This window comes from Noviherbaspirillum sp. ST9, from assembly GCF_048799745.1.
GTDB lineage: Bacteria > Pseudomonadota > Gammaproteobacteria > Burkholderiales > Burkholderiaceae_D > Noviherbaspirillum.
Map to the genome: position 1 here is coordinate 1 of NZ_JBLWFR010000005.1, position 17,369 is coordinate 17,369.

At 61.9% G+C, this 17,369-nt stretch carries 15 protein-coding genes; 3 read left to right on the forward strand and 12 right to left on the reverse strand.

Features of this window, described 5'->3' with window-relative positions:
* Window positions 1–3,725, forward strand: a 3,725-nt coding sequence (locus tag ACNOHI_RS11970) for a response regulator (RefSeq protein ID WP_420474896.1), incomplete at its 5' end; no start/stop codon positions are given.
* 69 nt (window positions 3,726–3,794) lie between these two features.
* Here the strand turns inward: ACNOHI_RS11970 and ACNOHI_RS11975 are convergent.
* The 4 genes from ACNOHI_RS11975 to ACNOHI_RS11990 form a co-directional block, all read right to left on the reverse strand.
* Window positions 3,795–4,424, reverse strand: coding sequence for an outer membrane beta-barrel protein (locus ACNOHI_RS11975; protein ID WP_420474897.1), 630 nt, complete (start codon window positions 4,422–4,424; stop codon window positions 3,795–3,797).
* A gap of 83 nt (window positions 4,425–4,507) precedes the next feature.
* Window positions 4,508–4,924: a hypothetical protein gene (locus tag ACNOHI_RS11980; RefSeq protein WP_420474898.1), complete on the reverse strand. Its 417-nt coding sequence runs from the start codon at window positions 4,922–4,924 to the stop codon at window positions 4,508–4,510.
* Window positions 4,921–5,361, reverse strand: coding sequence for a CC0125/CC1285 family lipoprotein (locus ACNOHI_RS11985; protein ID WP_420474899.1), 441 nt, complete (start codon window positions 5,359–5,361; stop codon window positions 4,921–4,923). Before ACNOHI_RS11985 ends, ACNOHI_RS11980 begins: the two co-directional genes overlap by 4 nt.
* 60 nt (window positions 5,362–5,421) lie before the next feature.
* On the reverse strand, window positions 5,422–6,711 hold the full coding sequence (locus tag ACNOHI_RS11990) for a putative Ig domain-containing protein (protein ID WP_420474900.1): 1,290 nt from the start codon (window positions 6,709–6,711) through the stop codon (window positions 5,422–5,424).
* Window positions 6,712–7,148: 437 nt separating this feature from the next.
* Between ACNOHI_RS11990 and ACNOHI_RS11995 the strand changes: the two genes are divergently transcribed.
* The gene (locus ACNOHI_RS11995) at window positions 7,149–7,640 is read left to right on the forward strand and encodes a thioesterase family protein (RefSeq protein ID WP_420474901.1); all 492 of its coding nucleotides are present in this window, start codon (window positions 7,149–7,151) and stop codon (window positions 7,638–7,640) included.
* A gap of 86 nt (window positions 7,641–7,726) precedes the next feature.
* On the opposite strand, the gene ACNOHI_RS12000 is transcribed toward ACNOHI_RS11995, so the two are convergent.
* On the reverse strand, window positions 7,727–7,996 hold the full coding sequence (locus ACNOHI_RS12000) for a hypothetical protein (RefSeq protein ID WP_420474902.1): 270 nt from the start codon (window positions 7,994–7,996) through the stop codon (window positions 7,727–7,729).
* A 259-nt stretch (window positions 7,997–8,255) separates the two neighbouring features.
* On the opposite strand from ACNOHI_RS12000, the gene ACNOHI_RS12005 reads away from it, so the two are divergent.
* Window positions 8,256–9,044, forward strand: coding sequence for a dioxygenase (locus ACNOHI_RS12005; protein WP_420474903.1), 789 nt, complete (start codon window positions 8,256–8,258; stop codon window positions 9,042–9,044).
* A 5-nt stretch (window positions 9,045–9,049) separates the two neighbouring features.
* Here ACNOHI_RS12005 and ACNOHI_RS12010 read toward each other — a convergent pair whose 3' ends face one another.
* The 7 genes from ACNOHI_RS12010 to ACNOHI_RS12040 form a co-directional block, all read right to left on the reverse strand.
* Window positions 9,050–10,639: an FAD-dependent oxidoreductase gene (locus ACNOHI_RS12010; protein ID WP_420474904.1), complete on the reverse strand. Its 1,590-nt coding sequence runs from the start codon at window positions 10,637–10,639 to the stop codon at window positions 9,050–9,052.
* 226 nt (window positions 10,640–10,865) lie between these two features.
* Window positions 10,866–12,545, reverse strand: a complete 1,680-nt coding sequence (locus tag ACNOHI_RS12015; RefSeq protein WP_420474905.1) for a methyl-accepting chemotaxis protein — start codon at window positions 12,543–12,545, stop codon at window positions 10,866–10,868.
* Between the two features lie 436 nt (window positions 12,546–12,981).
* Window positions 12,982–13,512: a hypothetical protein gene (locus tag ACNOHI_RS12020; protein ID WP_420474906.1), complete on the reverse strand. Its 531-nt coding sequence runs from the start codon at window positions 13,510–13,512 to the stop codon at window positions 12,982–12,984.
* Window positions 13,513–13,531: 19 nt separating this feature from the next.
* Window positions 13,532–13,987, reverse strand: a complete 456-nt coding sequence (locus ACNOHI_RS12025) for a bacteriohemerythrin (RefSeq protein WP_420474907.1) — start codon at window positions 13,985–13,987, stop codon at window positions 13,532–13,534.
* 19 nt (window positions 13,988–14,006) lie between these two features.
* On the reverse strand, window positions 14,007–14,444 hold the full coding sequence (locus ACNOHI_RS12030) for a universal stress protein (protein ID WP_420474908.1): 438 nt from the start codon (window positions 14,442–14,444) through the stop codon (window positions 14,007–14,009).
* A gap of 150 nt (window positions 14,445–14,594) precedes the next feature.
* On the reverse strand, window positions 14,595–16,133 hold the full coding sequence (locus ACNOHI_RS12035; protein WP_420474909.1) for an AAA family ATPase: 1,539 nt from the start codon (window positions 16,131–16,133) through the stop codon (window positions 14,595–14,597).
* 15 nt (window positions 16,134–16,148) lie between these two features.
* The gene (locus tag ACNOHI_RS12040) at window positions 16,149–17,354 is read right to left on the reverse strand and encodes a serine hydrolase domain-containing protein (RefSeq protein ID WP_420474910.1); all 1,206 of its coding nucleotides are present in this window, start codon (window positions 17,352–17,354) and stop codon (window positions 16,149–16,151) included.
* Window positions 17,355–17,369 lie beyond the last annotated feature (15 nt).

Below are 17,369 nucleotides of genomic sequence, written 5' to 3' on the forward strand. Positions count from 1 at the left end.
TGCGCAACATCGCCGACGTGACCACCGCGGTGGCGAACGGCGACTTGTCGAAGAAGATTACCGTGGACGTGCGCGGCGAAATTCTTCAGTTGAAGGACACCATCAACACCATGGTGGATCAACTGCGATCCTTCGCCTCGGAAGTGACCCGTGTGGCGCGCGAAGTGGGTACCGAAGGCCGCCTCGGCGGCCAGGCGAACGTGCCGGGGGCGTCCGGTACGTGGAAGGATTTGACCGACAACGTGAACTTCATGGCCTCGAACCTGACCGGCCAGGTGCGCAACATCGCGGAAGTGACGACGGCGGTGGCGCGCGGCGACCTGTCCAAGAAGATCACGGTGGACGTGAAGGGTGAAATTCTTGAACTGAAGAACACCATCAACGTGATGGTGGACCAGTTGTCGTCGTTTGCCTCGGAAGTAACGCGCGTGGCGCGTGAAGTGGGTACTGAGGGCAAGCTGGGCGGCCAGGCGCAGGTGGAAGGCGCGGCCGGTACGTGGAAGGATTTGACCGACAACGTGAACTTCATGGCGGCGAACCTGACCGCGCAGGTGCGGGGTATCGCGGGCGTGGTGACGGCGGTGGCGAATGGTGACCTCAAGAAGAAATTGACGGTGGCGGCGCGCGGCGAGATCGCGGCGCTGGCCAACACCATCAACGAAATGACCGACACGCTGGCGGTGTTCGCCGACCAGGCGACGACGGTGGCGCGCGAAGTGGGCGTGGAAGGCAAGCTGGGTGGACAGGCCTCGGTGCCGGGCGCGGCGGGTACCTGGAAGGACCTGACCGAGAACCTGAACCAGATGGCGGCGACCCTGACCACGCAGGTGCGCGCGATTGCGGAAGTGGCAACGGCGGTGACGCGCGGCGACCTGTCACGCTCGATCCAGGTGGAAGCGCGCGGCGAAGTGTCCTACCTCAAGGACAACATCAACGAGATGATCCGCAACCTGAAGGAGACGACGCAGAAGAACGCGCAGCAGGACTGGCTCAAGACCAACCTGGCGCGCTTCACCCGCCTGCTGCAGGGTCAGCGCGACCTGGAAGCGGTTTCCGCGCTGATCCTGTCCGAACTGGCCCCGCTGGTCTATGCACACCATGGCGTGTTCTACCGGATGGAAGCCGTGCAGGACGATCCCTGCCTGCGCGCCGTCTCCACCTATGGCTATCGCTCTGCCGAAGAACTGACCCGCACTTTCCGTCCGGGCCAGGGACTCGTGGGACAGTGCGCGCTGGAAAAGCAGCGCGTGTGGCTGACCAACGTGCCGCGCGACTACGTCCCGATCACATCGGGTCTCGGCGCCGCGCCGCCGACCAACATCGTCGTGCTGCCTATCCTGTTCGAACAGCAGGTCATGGCCGTGATCGAGATCGCGTCGCTTGAGCGTTTCACCGAAACCCACCTGTCCTTCCTCGACCAATTGATGGAATCGATTGGCGTGGTGCTCAACACCATCGAAGCCAACAGCCGTACCGAATCGCTGCTGACGCAGTCGCAGTCGCTGGCGCAGGAACTGCAGCAGACCAACCTCGAACTGGCCGAAAAGGCCCGCCTACTGTCCGAGCAGAACATCGAGGTGGAACGCAAGAACCGCGAAGTGGAACAGGCAAAGTTTGCACTGGAAGAAAAGGCGAGCCAGCTCGTCCTGTCCTCCAAGTACAAGTCCGAGTTCCTGGCCAACATGTCGCACGAACTGCGCACCCCGCTGAACAGCCTGCTGATCCTGGCGCAGCAGCTGTCGGACAACCCGGAAGGCAATCTGACGCCATCGCAAGTCGAATTCGCCAAAACGATCTACGGCTCCGGTAGCGACCTGCTGACGCTGATCAACGACATCCTCGACCTGTCGAAGATCGAGTCCGGCACCGTCACGCTGGAGGTCAGCGAGTACCGCTTCGACACCTTGCGCTCCTATGTGGAGCGCACCTTCCGTCACATGGCGGATGCAAGGAAGATCGATTTCACGATTGAACTCGCTGCCAACCTGCCGCCTTCCATGCGTACCGACACCACGCGCCTGCAGCAGATCCTCAAGAACCTGCTCTCCAATGCGTTCAAGTTCACACCCCACGGCCAGGTTGCGCTGCGCATCGGCCGCGCGTTGTCGGGCTGGTCGAACGATCACCCTGTACTGTCCGGTGCGCACGCCGTACTGGCATTCTCCGTCGCGGACACGGGGGTCGGCATTTCGCAGGACAAGCTGCAGCTGATCTTCGAAGCATTCCAGCAGGCGGACGGCAGTACCGCGCGCAAATACGGCGGCACCGGACTCGGCCTGTCCATCAGCCGCGAACTGGCCCGCCTGCTGAATGGTGAAATCAGGGTGGAAAGCGAACTCGGACTCGGCAGCACGTTCACGCTCTACCTCCCCTATCATCAGGACGGCATCGTTGAGTACGACTATCCGCAGATCGAGGAAAAAAGCATTGCCGAGGCCCGCCTCGCACTCCCATACGAGTCCGGGCATTCCGAGCAGCACGCATTGTCGGCCGACGTCCAGGAGGAAGACGAAGATACGCCAACCGACGACCGTGCGACAGTCCACCCCGGCGAACCGGCCGTCCTGATCGTCGATGACGACGAAGCCGATGCCATGGCGCTCCTGGGGCAGGCGCGCGAGCGCAACTTCAAGGGCATTGTCGCGCTGCAGGCCGATTCCGCGTTGGCACTCACCCGCGACTACCGTCCGGCCGCGATCCTGCTCGATATCGACCGTGACGATGCGGAAGGAATGACTGTGCTCGACCGTCTCAAGCGCGATCCCGGCACGCGGCACATTCCGGTGCACGTGATGTCAGACGCCGACGCGCGTGAACGGGCGCTGCGCCATGGCGCCATCTCCTACCTGCAAAAGCCGGTCAGCGTGGCCCGCATGCAGGAAGAGTTGTCGCGTATCCAGCAATTCGTGACCAGCGAAAAGCGGCACCTGCTCGTCGTTGAGGACGATCCGGTCCAGCGTGACGCGATCGTCCGCCTGATCGGGGACGACAGCATGCACATCGATGCAGTTGCGAGCGGGGAGGAAGCCCTGCGCCAGCTCAGGCGCACGCCCTTCGATTGCGTCGTGCTGGACCTTACCTTGCCGGACATCGACGGCCTCGACCTGCTTGAACAGATCGCCGCCGATTATTCGCTGCGCGATGTTCCCATCGTCGTCTATACCGCGGCCGAACTGAAGCCCGAGGAGACGGAAAAGCTGCAGCGCATCGCCAAGACAGTCGTCCTCAAGGACGCACGCTCGCCGGAGCGGCTCGTGGCCGAAACCGCCCTCTTCCTGCATCGTCCGCACGAGAGTCTTCCCGAGACCCAGCGGCGCATGCTGGACGAGGCGCAAGCTGCGGATGTCAGCCTCGCCGGCCGCAAAGTGCTGATCGTCGACGACGACCTGCGCAACATTTTCGCGCTGAGTTCGGTGCTCGAGCGCCAGCACATGAAGGTGCTGTACGCCGAGAACGGTCGCGACGGCATCGAAGTGCTGCAATCGGATCCCTCCATCGACATTGTGCTGATGGACATCATGATGCCCGGCATGGATGGCTACGACACCATGCGCGCGATCCGCAAAAATCCGAAGTTCAAGTCGCTTCCGATCATCACCCTGACGGCAAAGGCGATGAAGGGCGACCGCGACAAATGCATTGCCGCCGGCGCGTCGGATTACATCACCAAGCCGGTGGATGCGGGGCAGTTGCAGTCGCTGATGCGGGTCTGGATAAGCAAGTAGGCGGATGCGTTGCGCGTTCGGCCGGCATCTTGCGCATGGTGATGACGCCGGCCGAAGGGAGTGGATCTTCTAGAAAATATAGAGAAGATTGATGCCGACATGGTTGCCGCTGTAGGCCTCCGCCCCACTGACGTCGGCAGTGAATGCGCCCCGGCTATAGGTATCGGGCTTGTATTTTTCCGATACGTAGCGGACATTCAGCCAGGTGCGCGGAGCAATTGCGTAGCCGGTCTCGAGGACCAGGCCCGTTGCATCCTTGAACCGTACGGACTCGCCTGGCTGTCCGTCAACCCGGGCCTTGTACTCCGCGGAAGTCACCATCCGCACACCGGCGCCGAAACGCCATTGCTTCACGCCGGTGTAGTAAACGAGAGCCTCGATGGGCACCCGATCGAAGTCGATCTTTCCGTTGCGCGCCGCGCTGGTGTCGTCCACGTGATACTTGACGGTTCCCTGGACAGCGATTGGCAACGAGGGCATTTCCCAGATCAGGCCGGCGCCGAACTCGACCAGCCCGCCCGACTTGATGTTCTCACTGCTTCCATTCGTGAATTGCGCGGTGGCGATGGTATCCCCACCGCCAGTCAATCCTGCCGTTGCGACAAACCTCAGCGTCGAGGCCGCTTCCTGTGCCTGGGAGGATGTGGCGCAAAGCAGCAGTGCCGCGGCAGCGGCTGCATGCCAGTTGTACTTCTTCATTTCAGTTTCCTTGCTGGGCGTTGAATAGGAACGTGCGTGCGGCAACGCCTCCAACCGCACGTCGAATTGCTGTTCGAACGTCTTCACCTGGCGCCGCACTCGCCGCTCGGCGCCGCCGTATGGACAAGCGCGAGTCCGACCCGGTTGTATGACACTTCCCGATACGGCAGCGAAAAGCATTTTTCGCTTTCAATGTCGAAATCCAGGAAGTACCGCTCGCCTGCCATCGGAATGAAACTCGAGCGCGCACTGCACGACGCGTTCCCCCCGTAGAAACTGGTTCCGACCGTGATTCGCTCTCCCGCCGGAATGGCGGCGTAGCCCTTTTCATCCGGCTGCAGGACCTTGCGCGCGCCGTCCCGGCAGATCCAGCGTTGCCAGTCCCCTTTGATATTCAGCAATGCGCTGCCCTGGCCTGTTTCGAGCTGCAGTTCGTAAGGCGTTGCGCATCCCGCCAGCAGCGAAGCTGCGGCGGCGAGCATGGTCAAGGTGATCTTCATGTCTTCGGTACCTCTTTCTGCCTGGCTTCCATGTCGAACCTTTCGAGAATTTCGCTTGCGTTCAGCAATCCAGATCCGTCCTTATCAAAAGTCAGGATGTAGACGTGCGCGTTGGGTTTTCCGATGATCGTCGTCGTGACTTTGCGTGCGCTCCGCTTATCCTGGACCGCGTCCGGCAGGTTCTTGTACAAGGCAAAGTATTCCTTGCCCGATTTCTTGGTCAGCTCCGCGCAGCGGCGGAGCAGGAAATCGCTGACCTTGTCCCGCTCGATATAGCTGTTGCCGCTGAATCCCACCTTGATCAGCTCGCCCGGCCCGGGGAGATCCCAGTAACCGCCGGCCATGCCGAGAAAGGGGTTGCGCGCATCCTGATAGGTCGTGGCGCAACCGCCGAGGACTGCTGCCGCTAGCGCAGCGATGAGAACACACTGGTGCATTCGTGACTCCTGAAAATTGAAGTAGTGCGATGGAAACGATGCGTTATCGACGCACGGCGCTCATTCGAACTTCATGGTCACGGAGATCGGTTCCTGCCAGCTCACGCCAAGGTTTGTTGCCGTCAATATGACGTTGCAGGTAAAGGTTCCGGGGGTCGTCGGTGACCCGGTGATCATCCCTGTCCCGCCATGCAACGTCATGCCAGGCATGCAGTCCGGCTGTGAGGACGGCGCATACGCGTATTGATAGCTCGTGAAGTCGAGCGAGACGCCGACTTTCGGATAGATCCTGGGGACAAGCGCCGAGTATGCCCCTACCGCACGGCTGACCGGCTCTTCGTAACGAATGGCGGCAAACGGCGTATCCACGCTGATCGTCAGGTTGATTCCGACGGCGTAATCGCTGCCTGCCACCCGGGCGGTGATGGGAACCGTCAGGGGTGCGGCGAGCGCGGCGGGCCTTCCCGAGATCGTGCCGGTCGCGTTGTCGAGACTAAGGCCCGCCGGCAACGAAACGGAACCGAGTCGGTAGTCGTTGAGCGTCGGCGTCGAGGAGGAACCCGTTGTTCCCCGCACCAGCGGTACGAGATTGACGAAGTGGCCGACATGCGTCGTGGTGTATCCGACTTCGTAATTCGTTGGATACTCGGCGGCAGGCGCACCAATAGTCATGAAAACCGTGGCCGGTTCCCGAGGGGTATAGGATCCTGCTGGTGCGCTGAGCGTGCCGCTCACCTTTGCCGCAAACGTGCCGGCAGCATTGATCACGCCGCTGATGTTTCCGGTTGCGGGATCCAGTGTGAGGCCGGCAGGAAGTGCGCCCTCTACGATGCTGAATGTCCAGCGCCCTGTACCGCTCCCGGTGATCGGCCAGTTGAAAATCGACATGCGCTTGTCGACCGGACTCCCGAGGTTCTTCGCTTCGGTGAAGGCATAGACCAAGGTGGGCGCGTTCACGGTAATCGTACCCGCGGAGTCGATGCTCCCTTTCGCGCCCTCCGCGCCGACTCTTACCGAATACGAGTAGGTTCCGGGCGCGGTTGGCGCACCTGTCACCGAGCAGTCGCTGTTGAGTTGCATTCCGGGTGGAAGGGTTCCGCCGGCGAGGGAGCAGGCAGGGCTGTGTCCCTCGAATCCACTTGTGGTCGGCGTGATTGTGCCGGGCTGGAGAAGTCCAACAGTGGACAGCGGATACACGACGTTGACGTAAAGCGTCTCTGCGTCCCCGCCGACAGCGCCGCCGCCACCGCACCCCGAGGCAACCGTCGACGCAAGCACCAGGCTTGCGACGCGCAGGACTCGACCCGTTGCAACGGATCCTGCCCGTTGCAGCATTTTGTTTTGAAGCATTTTTCCCCATCCCTGAGATTAGCGTTGATCCACCGCAGTAGCCGGTATCGAAATCAAGATGCAGGGAGGGGAATGTTCGGGAGAGTCTCCCGATGTCTCGGTATGTACTTGGTCCGCGCGGCGCGCGAACTGGTCCTTCTGTTACCTGACAGTGCAATGATTAACCGAACGTCGAATACGTACACCTACGAACACTCGGTACTGCAGAATACATGGCGAGTATAGCGAGCCAAGCCCCTTTGCAGTCGCGTTCATCAATATTTCCTGCATGTCCGTTTCTCCCACGCGACAGCCGTTATGAAATGAGCTAATGAATACGACAATGTCGGTGCGAAGATTGAATGCCCGGGCACGCCGGGGCGTAAAAGGCCGCTGCGTTAGAATGCCAGTCGCCCTGAACGACAACCTTCCAGTCCCACGCACCTCCCGGATACGACATGCATGCCTCACCTCCCGCACCGCGCCGCACAGCCGCCGAACAGGCCCGCCTCGAAAACATGTTGCGTGAAATCTTCGAGCAGCATGTACGATTTAACGAGGTTGTCGGCCTGCGCGTCGTTTCCCTAGCGCCGGAGGGACCGCAGATGGCGTTCGACATGCGCCCCGAGCTGATCGGACACTATCTGCATGGTCGCCTGCACGGCGGCGTGATTACCACCACGCTGGACACCACGGCCGGACTGGCGGTGATGGTGGGGATCGCCGAGAAGTTTGGCAGTGAAACAACCGAACAGATCGCTCATCGCTTCGGCCGCATCGGAACGATCGACCTTCGCACGGATTTCCTTCAGCAAGGCATTGGCAAGCGCTTTACCGCCACCGGGCGACTCGTGCGTCTCGGTGGACGCATTGCGACTGTCCAGATGACGCTCGAAAGCGACACCGGCCTGCTGGTCGCAACCGGGACGGCCTCATATGTCGTGAGCTGACAGGACCAGGAAGTGGTCTCGGTCGCAGCGCATTGCCGCTAGCTTGCGGCCGACTCCCGATTCGGGGACCTTCCGCTCGCCGCGCCTCAGTAGCTCTGCCCCCGCGGGGTCCGCGCGGAAAACTCCCGAAGCCTGTTTTCGCGCCACCACGCCAGGAACGGCCCGAACTCCCCGCCGAACTTGTGCTTCTTCAAACGTTCGTAGATCTCGCTGCAACCGGCAGCGACGTCGAGGCTGATCTGCCCATGGGTCGCGGCATATTCGCAGTCCCAATAGGCCTTTTCCATCTCGACACCCGGTGCATCCATCAAGGCGGTCGAGGAGGCAACAAAAATTGTGGCAAGTGCGGATGGCATGGCAGCCTCCGGCGAGAAAGCGGGATTTCAGTGTAGGAGCGCAGAAGCCGATGTCATTGACCGTGCGTCAACGACGCATGATATGGATCAGCTTGCACGCACTCGCCGGCATTGACTGTCGCATCGTCAACAATGCGGAAACAATGTATCAACGGCCAGGCGCTTTATCCGTACGCTGCGAAGGCATACAGTGTGCCTGTGGGGCGCCGCATGCGCAGCCGAATGACGCCGCCCCGTCGACTGATCAAGGAGAAACGCCATGACCCGCCTGCCCACGCTGTTTGTCTCGCACGGATCGCCGATGCTTGCTGTCGAGGACAGCCCGGCACGCCGTTTCCTGCAGGGATTGGGCGCGGACTTGCCCAGGCCGCGCGCCATCCTCGTCGCCTCGGCCCATTGGGAATCCATGCGCGAGCCGGCAGTCAGCCTCGCTTCACAGCCGGAAACCATCCATGATTTCGGCGGCTTTCCGCAGGTGCTGTACGACCTCGACTATCCTGCTCCCGGTGCACCGCAACTTGCGGAAAAGGCGGCGTTGATGCTGGAGCAAGCCGGCCATACCGTGGGACGCAGTCCGCATCGCGGCCTCGACCATGGCGCATGGGTGCCGTTGAAGCTGATGTATCCGGACGCGGACCTTCCCGTCTCGCAGCTGTCGATCCTGCGCGGCGCCTCCCCCGCCAATCACGAACGACTGGGCCATGCTCTTGCCGGCCTGCGCGACGAAGGCGTCCTGGTGATCGGCTCCGGCTCGCTGACACACAACTTGTACGAATTTCGCGGTGGCCCGATTGACGCGCCCGTACCGGATTGGGTAAGCGAGTTCGGCGGATGGATGGTGGACAAGCTGCAAGCGGGCGACCACGAGGCGCTGCGCAGCTATCGCTCGCTGGCGCCGTCGGCGGCGCGCAACCATCCGACGGAAGAACACCTGCTGCCGCTGTTCGTCGCGATGGGAGCCGCCGGAGAAGGCGCCGTCGCCAAGCGCCTGCACACCAGCCATGAATATGGCGTGCTGGCGATGGACGTCTACGCTTTCGGCGAATAGACGTGCTAGGCGCCGGGTTGCGGCCGGTGCGCATCCCCCGGTCCCGACTGCTGCATGTCGCCGGTGTCGAGCGTCGCTGCTTCCAGTGCCGTGGCGGCCGGACCATGCAGCACTTCGCCGTCGATGGCGAATCGCGAACCATGGCAGGGGCAGTCCCAGGACCGCTCGGCGGAGTTCCAGTGCACCACGCAACCGAGGTGGGTGCATTTCGCCGAGACGGCATGCAGCGCCCCCTGCTCGTCTCGGAACACGGCCAGCTTGCGCGCGCCGTCACGCACGATTGCGCCATCGCCAGCGGCGATTTCCTGGGCCGAGTCGACCTCGCCGCCAGTCACCCATTCGCCGAATTTGGACAGCGTGTTCGCCTGCTCCGCGATAAAGTCCGTCATGCCGTGCTTGACCTTGCGTGCCGGGTCGTACACCGATTGCCAGGGATTTTCGCGTCCCATGATCAGGTCGGTCACCAGCATCGCACCGATGGTCGCATGCGTCATTCCGTTGCCGGAATCGCCCGTGATGACATACACGTTGCGGTCGTCCATCGGGTTGCGGCCGAGGTAGGCGGGCCCGTCAGACGGCTCCATGACTTCACCTGACCAGCGGTATTCGACCGCTTGCGCCATCGGGAAGCGCTCCCGCACCCAGCGTTCGATCTCGTCGTACCGATGTTCCGGATGCGTGTCCTGGCCAACCTTGTGGTCGGCGCCACCCACCACCAGGATGTCGTAGTCAGCGGCGGGATCGGGCGTCTCCAGCCGGATGTAGTAGTACGGATCCCCGGTGTCCCAGAGCAGGATGCGCGGCACCGAATTCTTCGGCACGCGCAGGGCGACGACGTAAGTGCGGTAGCCCGCTTGTTTCGTATGCATCACGACGCGGTCATTGAACGGCGTATTGGTCGCGATGACCACGGCCTTGGCGCGCACCTTTCCGTTCGTCGTTGTGATTTCCTGCAGGTCATTGTTGCCTGATACGTCGAGCGCCCGTGTCCCGCCATAAATCCTGCCGCCAGCACGCGTAATGGCCTCGGCGAGTCCGGACAGGTATTTCAACGGATGGAATTGCGCTTGGTTGCGGTAATGGACACAGGGGCCGGTATCGAAGCTCAATCCCGGGACGCGATCAATCAGCTCCACGTCGGCTCCCGCCCGCAATGCCGCGTCGAACTCCTTGTGCACGTCCTTGAAGCCGTTGTCGGGAAGTGCGTACAGGTAGCCGCTCAGCCGCTCGAATTCGCAATCGATTTTCTCCAGCCCGATGATGGATTCAACCTGGGCAATTGCCTGCGAAAAACTGTCCGCGATGCGCTTTGCGGTCTGCTCTCCGAAACCGTCCTCGATGTCGACGTACCATTCGTCGGGAGGAAAGAAATGCGCCGTCGTCCTTCCTGTTTCACCTGCGCCGACGCCCATTGCGTCGATCACCGTCACGCTGCGCCCTTGCCTTGTCAGGAGGTAAGCCGTCGTCAGGCCGGCAATGCCGGCCCCGACGACGCATACATCCGTCTCCACGTCGGCCGCAAGCGGGGGAAATTCGGGAACGGTGGCAGTCGCCATCCAGATTGAAGAAGACACGCCGTTCGTTGATCCGATCATGATTCGCCCTTTCTGTCCGTGTTGTCCAAACTGCGCGCTCGCCCGGGGACGCGCGTTTGCAGGTAGACAGGAAGGGGGTAGATAGGTTTATCCTGGATCGCCGCGTTTATTGCGGCTCATCAAGGGCGGCTGCGTGACGTTGACCACGGAGAAGCCGAAGGCGGATGTCGTGAAGCGCTCCGCGAAAAGGGAGCGCCGGCGCATCAGGCCGGCGCTTTTTCGAGCGTCAGCCGTGCAGGCGCAGCGCGGCTTTCCTGACGTCGCCGATGGGCAGGACCTGGGCGCCGCCCTCCTTCTCCTTGCGCGGGGCCTTGGGCTCATCAATCCGGACGATCTCCGCCGGACGAAGCACGCCCGCCGATGCACTGAGATCGAAGGCCGCCACCGTCTGGCCCAAGGCGGCCGCACGGATTTCCATGGATGCTGCGGCAGCTGCGGCCTGCTCGACCAACGCTGCATTCTGCTGCGTCATCTCATCCATCGTTGAGATCGCCCGGTTGATCTCCTCGATGCCGCGACTCTGTTCCTGGCTCGCTTCGGTGATCTCGTTCATGATGTCGGCCACGTGCTTGACGGCCGCAACGATCTCGTCCATCTGCTTGCCGGCATCATCGACAAGCGCATTGCCGCTCTCGACCTTCTTTACCGAATCGCTGATCAGGTCCTTGATTTCTTTCGCCGCCTGGGCGGAGCGTTGGGCGAGCGTGCGCACCTCGGCAGCGACGACCGCGAAGCCGCGTCCCTGCTCGCCGGCACGCGCGGCTTCCACCGCCGCGTTGAGCGCGAGGATATTGGTCTGGAATGCGATACCGTCGATCACACCGATGATATCCACGATCTTGCGCGAGCTGTCCTTGATCGAACCCATGGTGTCGACCACCTGGCTGACCACCTCGCCGCCCTTCACCGCGGAGTCGGAAGCCGAACGCACCAGGTGATTGGCCTGCTGCGCATTGTCGGCATTGTGCTTGACGGTCGAGGTGAGCTGTTCCATCGAGGATGCCGTCTGCTGCAGCGCGCTGGCCTGCGATTCGGTACGCGCGGACAGGTTGGAATTACCGGCGGAGATTTCATTGGACGCCGTGCCGATCTCATCTGTGCCGGCACGCACCTGGCTGACGATTTTCGACAGGCTCTCGTCCATTTCCTTGAGCGCGCGCAGCAGTTCGCTGGTCTCATCCTTGCCGACCACCTGGATCTCCGCGCCCAGCTTGCCGGCGGCGACACGCTTGGCGACGCCGACGGCATCCTGCAGCGGATGGGTAATGCTGCGCGTCGTGACGAATGACAGGACGCTGCCCGTGACGACGGTAATAAGACCCATCATCAGCAGCAGGGTCGTGAGCCGCTGGCCGGCATCTTCCGACCCGAGGATCAGGCCGTCGACCGCCTTCTGCTGCATGTCGACGAGCTTGTCGATTTCGGCGATGGCCTGCTGGTTGAGCGGTTCGATGCGCGACGAGATCAGCTTGCCGGCCGACTCATTGGCGTATTCCTTGACCTTCTCGATGGCTTCCTTGAAGGGTTCTTCCGTCTTCTTGTTGAGCGCGGCGATATTGGCGACGATGGCCTTCTCTTCGGCGGACAGTCCCAGCGCGAGCATCTTGTCCTGGGCGTCCTGGAAGCGCTTGCGCTGTACGAGCGCCTTGGCTTCTTCCTTCTGCATTTCCGGCGTGCTGTATTGCAGGCCGACGTTGCGCATCGCGATGCCGCCCTCCAGCACGGCGCTGCGCATGGCGCTGGCGACCGCCACCTTGCCGGTCGCCACCTTCAAGCCTTCGTTTTGCACGCGCCGGCTGTTGGCGCTGATGACGACGTCTGCAAGCAGCACGCAGACCACCATGACAAGAATGATGCCGAAGCCGATACCCAGCCGCGTACCAATCCTTACCGTACGTAGATTCATAGCATTGTCTCCCCCGAACGAATTGTGCGGAGCAACGAGAGTCAGCCTGCCGGATTGCATTGCATCCGATCGAATGTTTTAGTGGACTGAGTTCCGCTGCGATACAACGTCAAGCGTGCAGAAAGCACACCCCAGCGGGGCCAGTGTAAAGGAGTGAATCGTGATTTTCCACCTTGCAACCGTGTGGATATTTTCCGACCAGCAGCGAAGTGTCTGCTTATCAGACACTCGCTTGATGGCGCAGGAAAAGTGGAGAAGGAAAAGGGGGTGACGCAAGCCGAAGCGTTGGGTCGAACGTGTTACAAAATCAGAGTTTCCGGGCGGAAAACAGTATTTCCACTAGACGTATGGAAAACAGACACAGTCGCACTGTATGCTTTCCATACACCAAGAGTATGTTGTTACAGGGCAACAACTCGTAGTCAAATTTCCACGCTCAACTTCCCTGCTTCGGCTCGCCGGCGCAGGTTTTCAGGATGCGCTGGCTCTGCTTCATGTCGGTCGGGAGCGCGATGCCATCCTTCCGCGCGGGCAGCAGCCCGGCCCAGTCCTGCGTGCCATAGCCGTACATCGAGACGACGCCATCCAGAAGCTCCTCTTCCTTGATGCCGACGCGAACGAGGTCGGAGCGGCAGACATAGATTTCGGCACCGCGCTCCTTCGCGGTCTTCACCATGCTCCGGATGTCCGGGTCCGATCGCGTTTTCGTCAGCAGGCCGGCGTCGGTGCCGGAAACGACAACCCAGAACGGTTTGTCGGACTTCTTCGGATTGTCCGCAAGCGCCTGGCCGAGGGCTTGTCCCAAGGGGACGCCCTCGCCCGCCACATAGACGCCACCGGCGACGGCAACCGCCGGCGCGGCAATGGCAAGCCCGATCACGATCAGCGCGCGCAGCAAAGGGTGGCGATGCACGGCAAGGCGCTCTGCCCGCGCCTCATGGCGATTGGTGTGAAACAACAGGGACATCGATACTCCGTTTTCTAAATCAGGTGGAACGGTCCGATGCCTGGCGAATGCGTTCCGCAGCCAGGCGAATCGTGACCGGATTGATATTTGCCCCGTCGAGATCCAGCGCAAAGGCAAGCGCCGTATCCATCGTGGACAGATGGAACAGGAACCATTGCGGAAGGAGCTCCGCCGCTTCTCGCCCCAAGGCGATATCGCCGCTCATGACATGCGGCGCAACGTGGTGAAGCGCGCCGAGCACGCGCGCGTGCTGCTCGCGATGTCCCTGCAGGCCCGGATAATCGATCTCTTCCATGAGGGCTTCCTCTTCCTGGAAGTCCTTTTCGACCTTGCCGATCATCTGCATGAAGGCCGGGGCAAATCCCTCGTCGTCCATGGTCAGCAGCGTGGTCAGATCCTCGAAAAACTCCTTGTGCGCCTCGTCCATGTCCTTTACGCCCAGCGACATGTCTGAGGACCATTTGATCGATTGCATCACTGCCTCCTTGGATTGATCAGCGGAAGACCATCACGGGAATGGTCGTACTTGCCAGCACCTTCTGTGTCTCGCTGCCGACGAACAGGCGCTGCAGGCCCTTGCGCCCGTGCGATGCCATGAAGATGGCGTCGCAGCCCATCGTTTCGGCGGTTTTCACGATTTCGTCACTCGGACTGAACGACTGTGCCACCACAGCCTTGCATGGCACGTCCACCACATGCGCCGCCGCTGCCAGTTTCCGTACGTATTCCTGAGCGATATCCTGCGCCCGTTCTTCATACAGGCGGCGCTCGTCGGAATAGGTACTGCCGGACAGCGGGGTGAACGGATAGGGTTCCGCGACAGACAGGCCGACCAGACTTGCGCCCGTCTCTTTCGCAAACTGTACCGCGGCATTGATGGCACGCTCGGACAACGGCGAACCGTCGGTTGGCACGAGTATCGTCTTGAACATGATTGCTTCCTTTCGATATCTCCGCCAGCCTTCATGACCTTTTTGTTCTTGAGGTCATTCTAGAAGAATTTCAAAGCCCTTCAAGCCCGAAACCTTTCATCGACGGTTCAGGTGGAAGGACTCGATTGATCTGGATCAATGAAAGCAGAATCAGGCCAGGAACGTATCCAGCCGAGAACGAAGCTTGTCGGCGGTCATCCCCGTCGTGTCGACCGCGCATACCCGCGGCTCCTCCGTACTGGAGAACGGGTCGTGGCAGGCCAGTTGCCGGTCGAGGATCGCTACACCGGCATCCGATGCGTCCGCCTGCGCGCTTTCGCGCAGCATGAGCCGGCGCCGCATCTCGTTTTCCGTGGCCGTCGCGGAAAGGATGATGAAGCGCACGCCCAACTCCTCGGCCAGCGCGGCAAACGGCGATCGCTGTTCGCGCTGGAGGAAGGTCGCATCGACTACGGCTGTCCATCCTGCGCGCACGATTGATCGTGCAGTCTCAAGCAGGTGACGATAGACACGGCGCGTCATCTCCTCCGCATAAAGCGCCGCTCCTCCGCGCTGCAAGGCCGGTATGCCCGCCAAGCGCTTGCGTTCGATGTCGGCCCGTATCTGGATGGCATCAAGGGCTTCCACTGCCATGCGGGCCAATGTCGTCTTTCCGCTACCGGAGAATCCGTGCATGATCACAAGCGCAGGCGCCGGCCGCTTCACCCGCTGTACGGCGAAGGCCAGGTAATCCGAGGCGTCACGCCGTGCCCGTGCCTCCCCCTGCGCGGCGGCGAGCAATGCGACCTTGCAGCGGATGAGCGCCCGATGGACTTCGTAATACGCGAACACCGGAAGTCCCGCATAGTCGCCGGTATGCTCCAGCCAGGCATTGAGCAGGCGCGACGCACAATGGCTGCTTCCCCGGAAACGCAGGTCCATGCAAGTGAACGCGATGTCGTTCATCACATCGATCCAGCGCAGGGACTCGCTGAATTCGATGCAGTCAAAGGCTTCCACCTTGCCGTCCACTGTGAGGATATTCGCGCAGTGGAGGTCACCGTGGCATTCGCGGATAAACCCACCGGCCTTGCGCGCAAGGAACTGCGCGCGCAGATCGGCCCGCTGCTGCGCTTCCCAGTCCCGCAGCATCCGTGCATCATGCCGTTCGGCCGATTCCGGCAAGTGCGCGGAGAGCAGATCAAGGGTCTCGTCGGCGATCGCCTGCAAGGCGGATGGTGTGCACCAGGGGCTCTCCGCGGGGGCGCGCGCTGCCGCTTCATGGAGGGTCGCAAGGCGTGTCGCCCACGTATCGATGTCGGCAACCGTCAGGCGTCCGTCGGCAATGCGCGCGCTCCAGAGCGCAGCCTGGTCGAATGCGCGCATCTTCACAGCGTAGTCGAGGGGCGGACCATTTCCGCCGAGGACCGGATGGACGCTGTCGCCTGTCACCGCTACGACGCCAAGATACAGTTCAGGTGCATACATCCTGTTCAAGCGCAGCTCTTCCTCGCAGTAGAAGCGTCGCTTGTCGAGCGTGGAAAAATCGAGGAAGTCGAAACGCAGCGCCTTCTTGAACTTCCATGCCAATCCGCCGGCGACCAGTACCACGGAAATATGCGTCTCATGCCTGACGCAGGATGACCCCAGCGAGGCGGCCACCCTGTCGATCAGCGCCCGCTGACGCGACAGCGCATCCGATTCGGGCATGCCAGCCTCCCTTGATTAGTCGAGCGCCGCGTACACGAGACTGCGGAATAGCTGTCGGTAGTGGGTGCGCTGCTCCGGCGCCTGCATCAGGAAAATGGCGAGCAGGTCCTCGGTCGGATCAACCCAGAAGTAGGTGCCGGCAAGTCCGCTCCAGGTGTAATCGCCAATCGATCCCGGGATTACCGCGCCGCCTTCGTGCGTGCGCACCGAGAACCCGAGCCCGAAACCATAGCCGGGCCCCGGCGTGTAATTCAACCCGGTGCGGGCAAGCGGCATGCCGACGAGATGGTCGCTGGCCATGAGGGCGAGCGTCTTGCGCGACAGGATCCGCACACCCTCAAGTTCGCCTCCGTTGGCAAGCATCTGCGCGAAGCGGAAATAGTCGTGCAGCGTCGACATCATCCCACCCCCGCCGCCCAGGAAATTCGGTTTGCGGCGCGGCTGGTTCAGCTTCACGGCTGCCCCGGTCACGGGATCCTTGGCAAAGGCTTCGGCGATCCGGTGATGTTTACCCTCCTCCACCCAAAAACCGGAATCGCGCATGCCGAGCGGCTTCAGGATGCGCTCGGACAGCAGCGCGTCGAGCGGCATTCCGGAGACACGCTCCAGCAGCACGCCCAGCACGTCGGTGGCGTGGCTATACTCCCAGACCGTCCCCGGCTGGTACAGGAGCGGAAGCTGGCCGAGCATGCGGATGAATTCATCGCTCGTCGCGCGCGGATTGCCGATGCCGGCCTTGCGGTACTCTTCCTTGACCAGCGAGTCGCCGAAGATGCCGTAGGTGAAGCCGGCGGTGTGGCGGAGCAGGTCCTGCACGGTTGCCGGCTGCAGGGCATCCTCCAGCTGCAGGATGCGGTTGCCCTGGGGATCGGCCTTTTCGACGCCGACCTTGAGGTTACCCAGCTCGGGCAGGTAGCCGGAGATCGGATCGCTCAACAACAACCTGCCCTGCTCCACCAGCATCATGGCGGCGACGGATACGATCGGCTTGGTCATCGAATAGATGCGGAAGATCGTGTCCAGCGACATCGGCGCGCCGGTGTCGGGGTCCTGCGTGCCCAGCGCCGCTTCGTACACGACCTTGCCGCCGCGCGCGACCAGCATGGCCGCGCCGGGAATGAGCCGTCCGTCGATGTCTGCCTGAATGCGCCGCGTCAGCGCCTGCAGGCGCTCCGCCGAAAAACCGTCTGTGCCGCTTGCTGCGGCAAGGCCTTTGTCCATGTGTCTCATCCTTGT

What these genes read in the sequence shown, in the direction of transcription:
- ACNOHI_RS11995 (WP_420474901.1), top strand. Translation starts at nt 7,149, where the DNA reads ATGCATGCCTCACCTCCCGCACCGCGCCGCACAGCCGCCGAACAGGCC.
- ACNOHI_RS12020 (WP_420474906.1), bottom strand. Translation starts at nt 13,512, where the DNA reads ATGTCCCTGTTGTTTCACACCAATCGCCATGAGGCGCGGGCAGAGCGC.
- ACNOHI_RS12005 (WP_420474903.1), top strand. Translation starts at nt 8,256, where the DNA reads ATGACCCGCCTGCCCACGCTGTTTGTCTCGCACGGATCGCCGATGCTT.
- ACNOHI_RS12025 (WP_420474907.1), bottom strand. Translation starts at nt 13,987, where the DNA reads ATGCAATCGATCAAATGGTCCTCAGACATGTCGCTGGGCGTAAAGGAC.
- ACNOHI_RS12010 (WP_420474904.1), bottom strand. Translation starts at nt 10,639, where the DNA reads ATGATCGGATCAACGAACGGCGTGTCTTCTTCAATCTGGATGGCGACT.
- ACNOHI_RS11985 (WP_420474899.1), bottom strand. Translation starts at nt 5,361, where the DNA reads ATGCACCAGTGTGTTCTCATCGCTGCGCTAGCGGCAGCAGTCCTCGGC.
- ACNOHI_RS12035 (WP_420474909.1), bottom strand. Translation starts at nt 16,133, where the DNA reads ATGCCCGAATCGGATGCGCTGTCGCGTCAGCGGGCGCTGATCGACAGG.
- ACNOHI_RS12000 (WP_420474902.1), bottom strand. Translation starts at nt 7,996, where the DNA reads ATGCCATCCGCACTTGCCACAATTTTTGTTGCCTCCTCGACCGCCTTG.
- ACNOHI_RS12015 (WP_420474905.1), bottom strand. Translation starts at nt 12,545, where the DNA reads ATGAATCTACGTACGGTAAGGATTGGTACGCGGCTGGGTATCGGCTTC.
- ACNOHI_RS11990 (WP_420474900.1), bottom strand. Translation starts at nt 6,711, where the DNA reads ATGCTTCAAAACAAAATGCTGCAACGGGCAGGATCCGTTGCAACGGGT.
- ACNOHI_RS12030 (WP_420474908.1), bottom strand. Translation starts at nt 14,444, where the DNA reads ATGTTCAAGACGATACTCGTGCCAACCGACGGTTCGCCGTTGTCCGAG.
- ACNOHI_RS11980 (WP_420474898.1), bottom strand. Translation starts at nt 4,924, where the DNA reads ATGAAGATCACCTTGACCATGCTCGCCGCCGCAGCTTCGCTGCTGGCG.
- ACNOHI_RS11975 (WP_420474897.1), bottom strand. Translation starts at nt 4,424, where the DNA reads ATGAAGAAGTACAACTGGCATGCAGCCGCTGCCGCGGCACTGCTGCTT.
- ACNOHI_RS12040 (WP_420474910.1), bottom strand. Translation starts at nt 17,354, where the DNA reads ATGGACAAAGGCCTTGCCGCAGCAAGCGGCACAGACGGTTTTTCGGCG.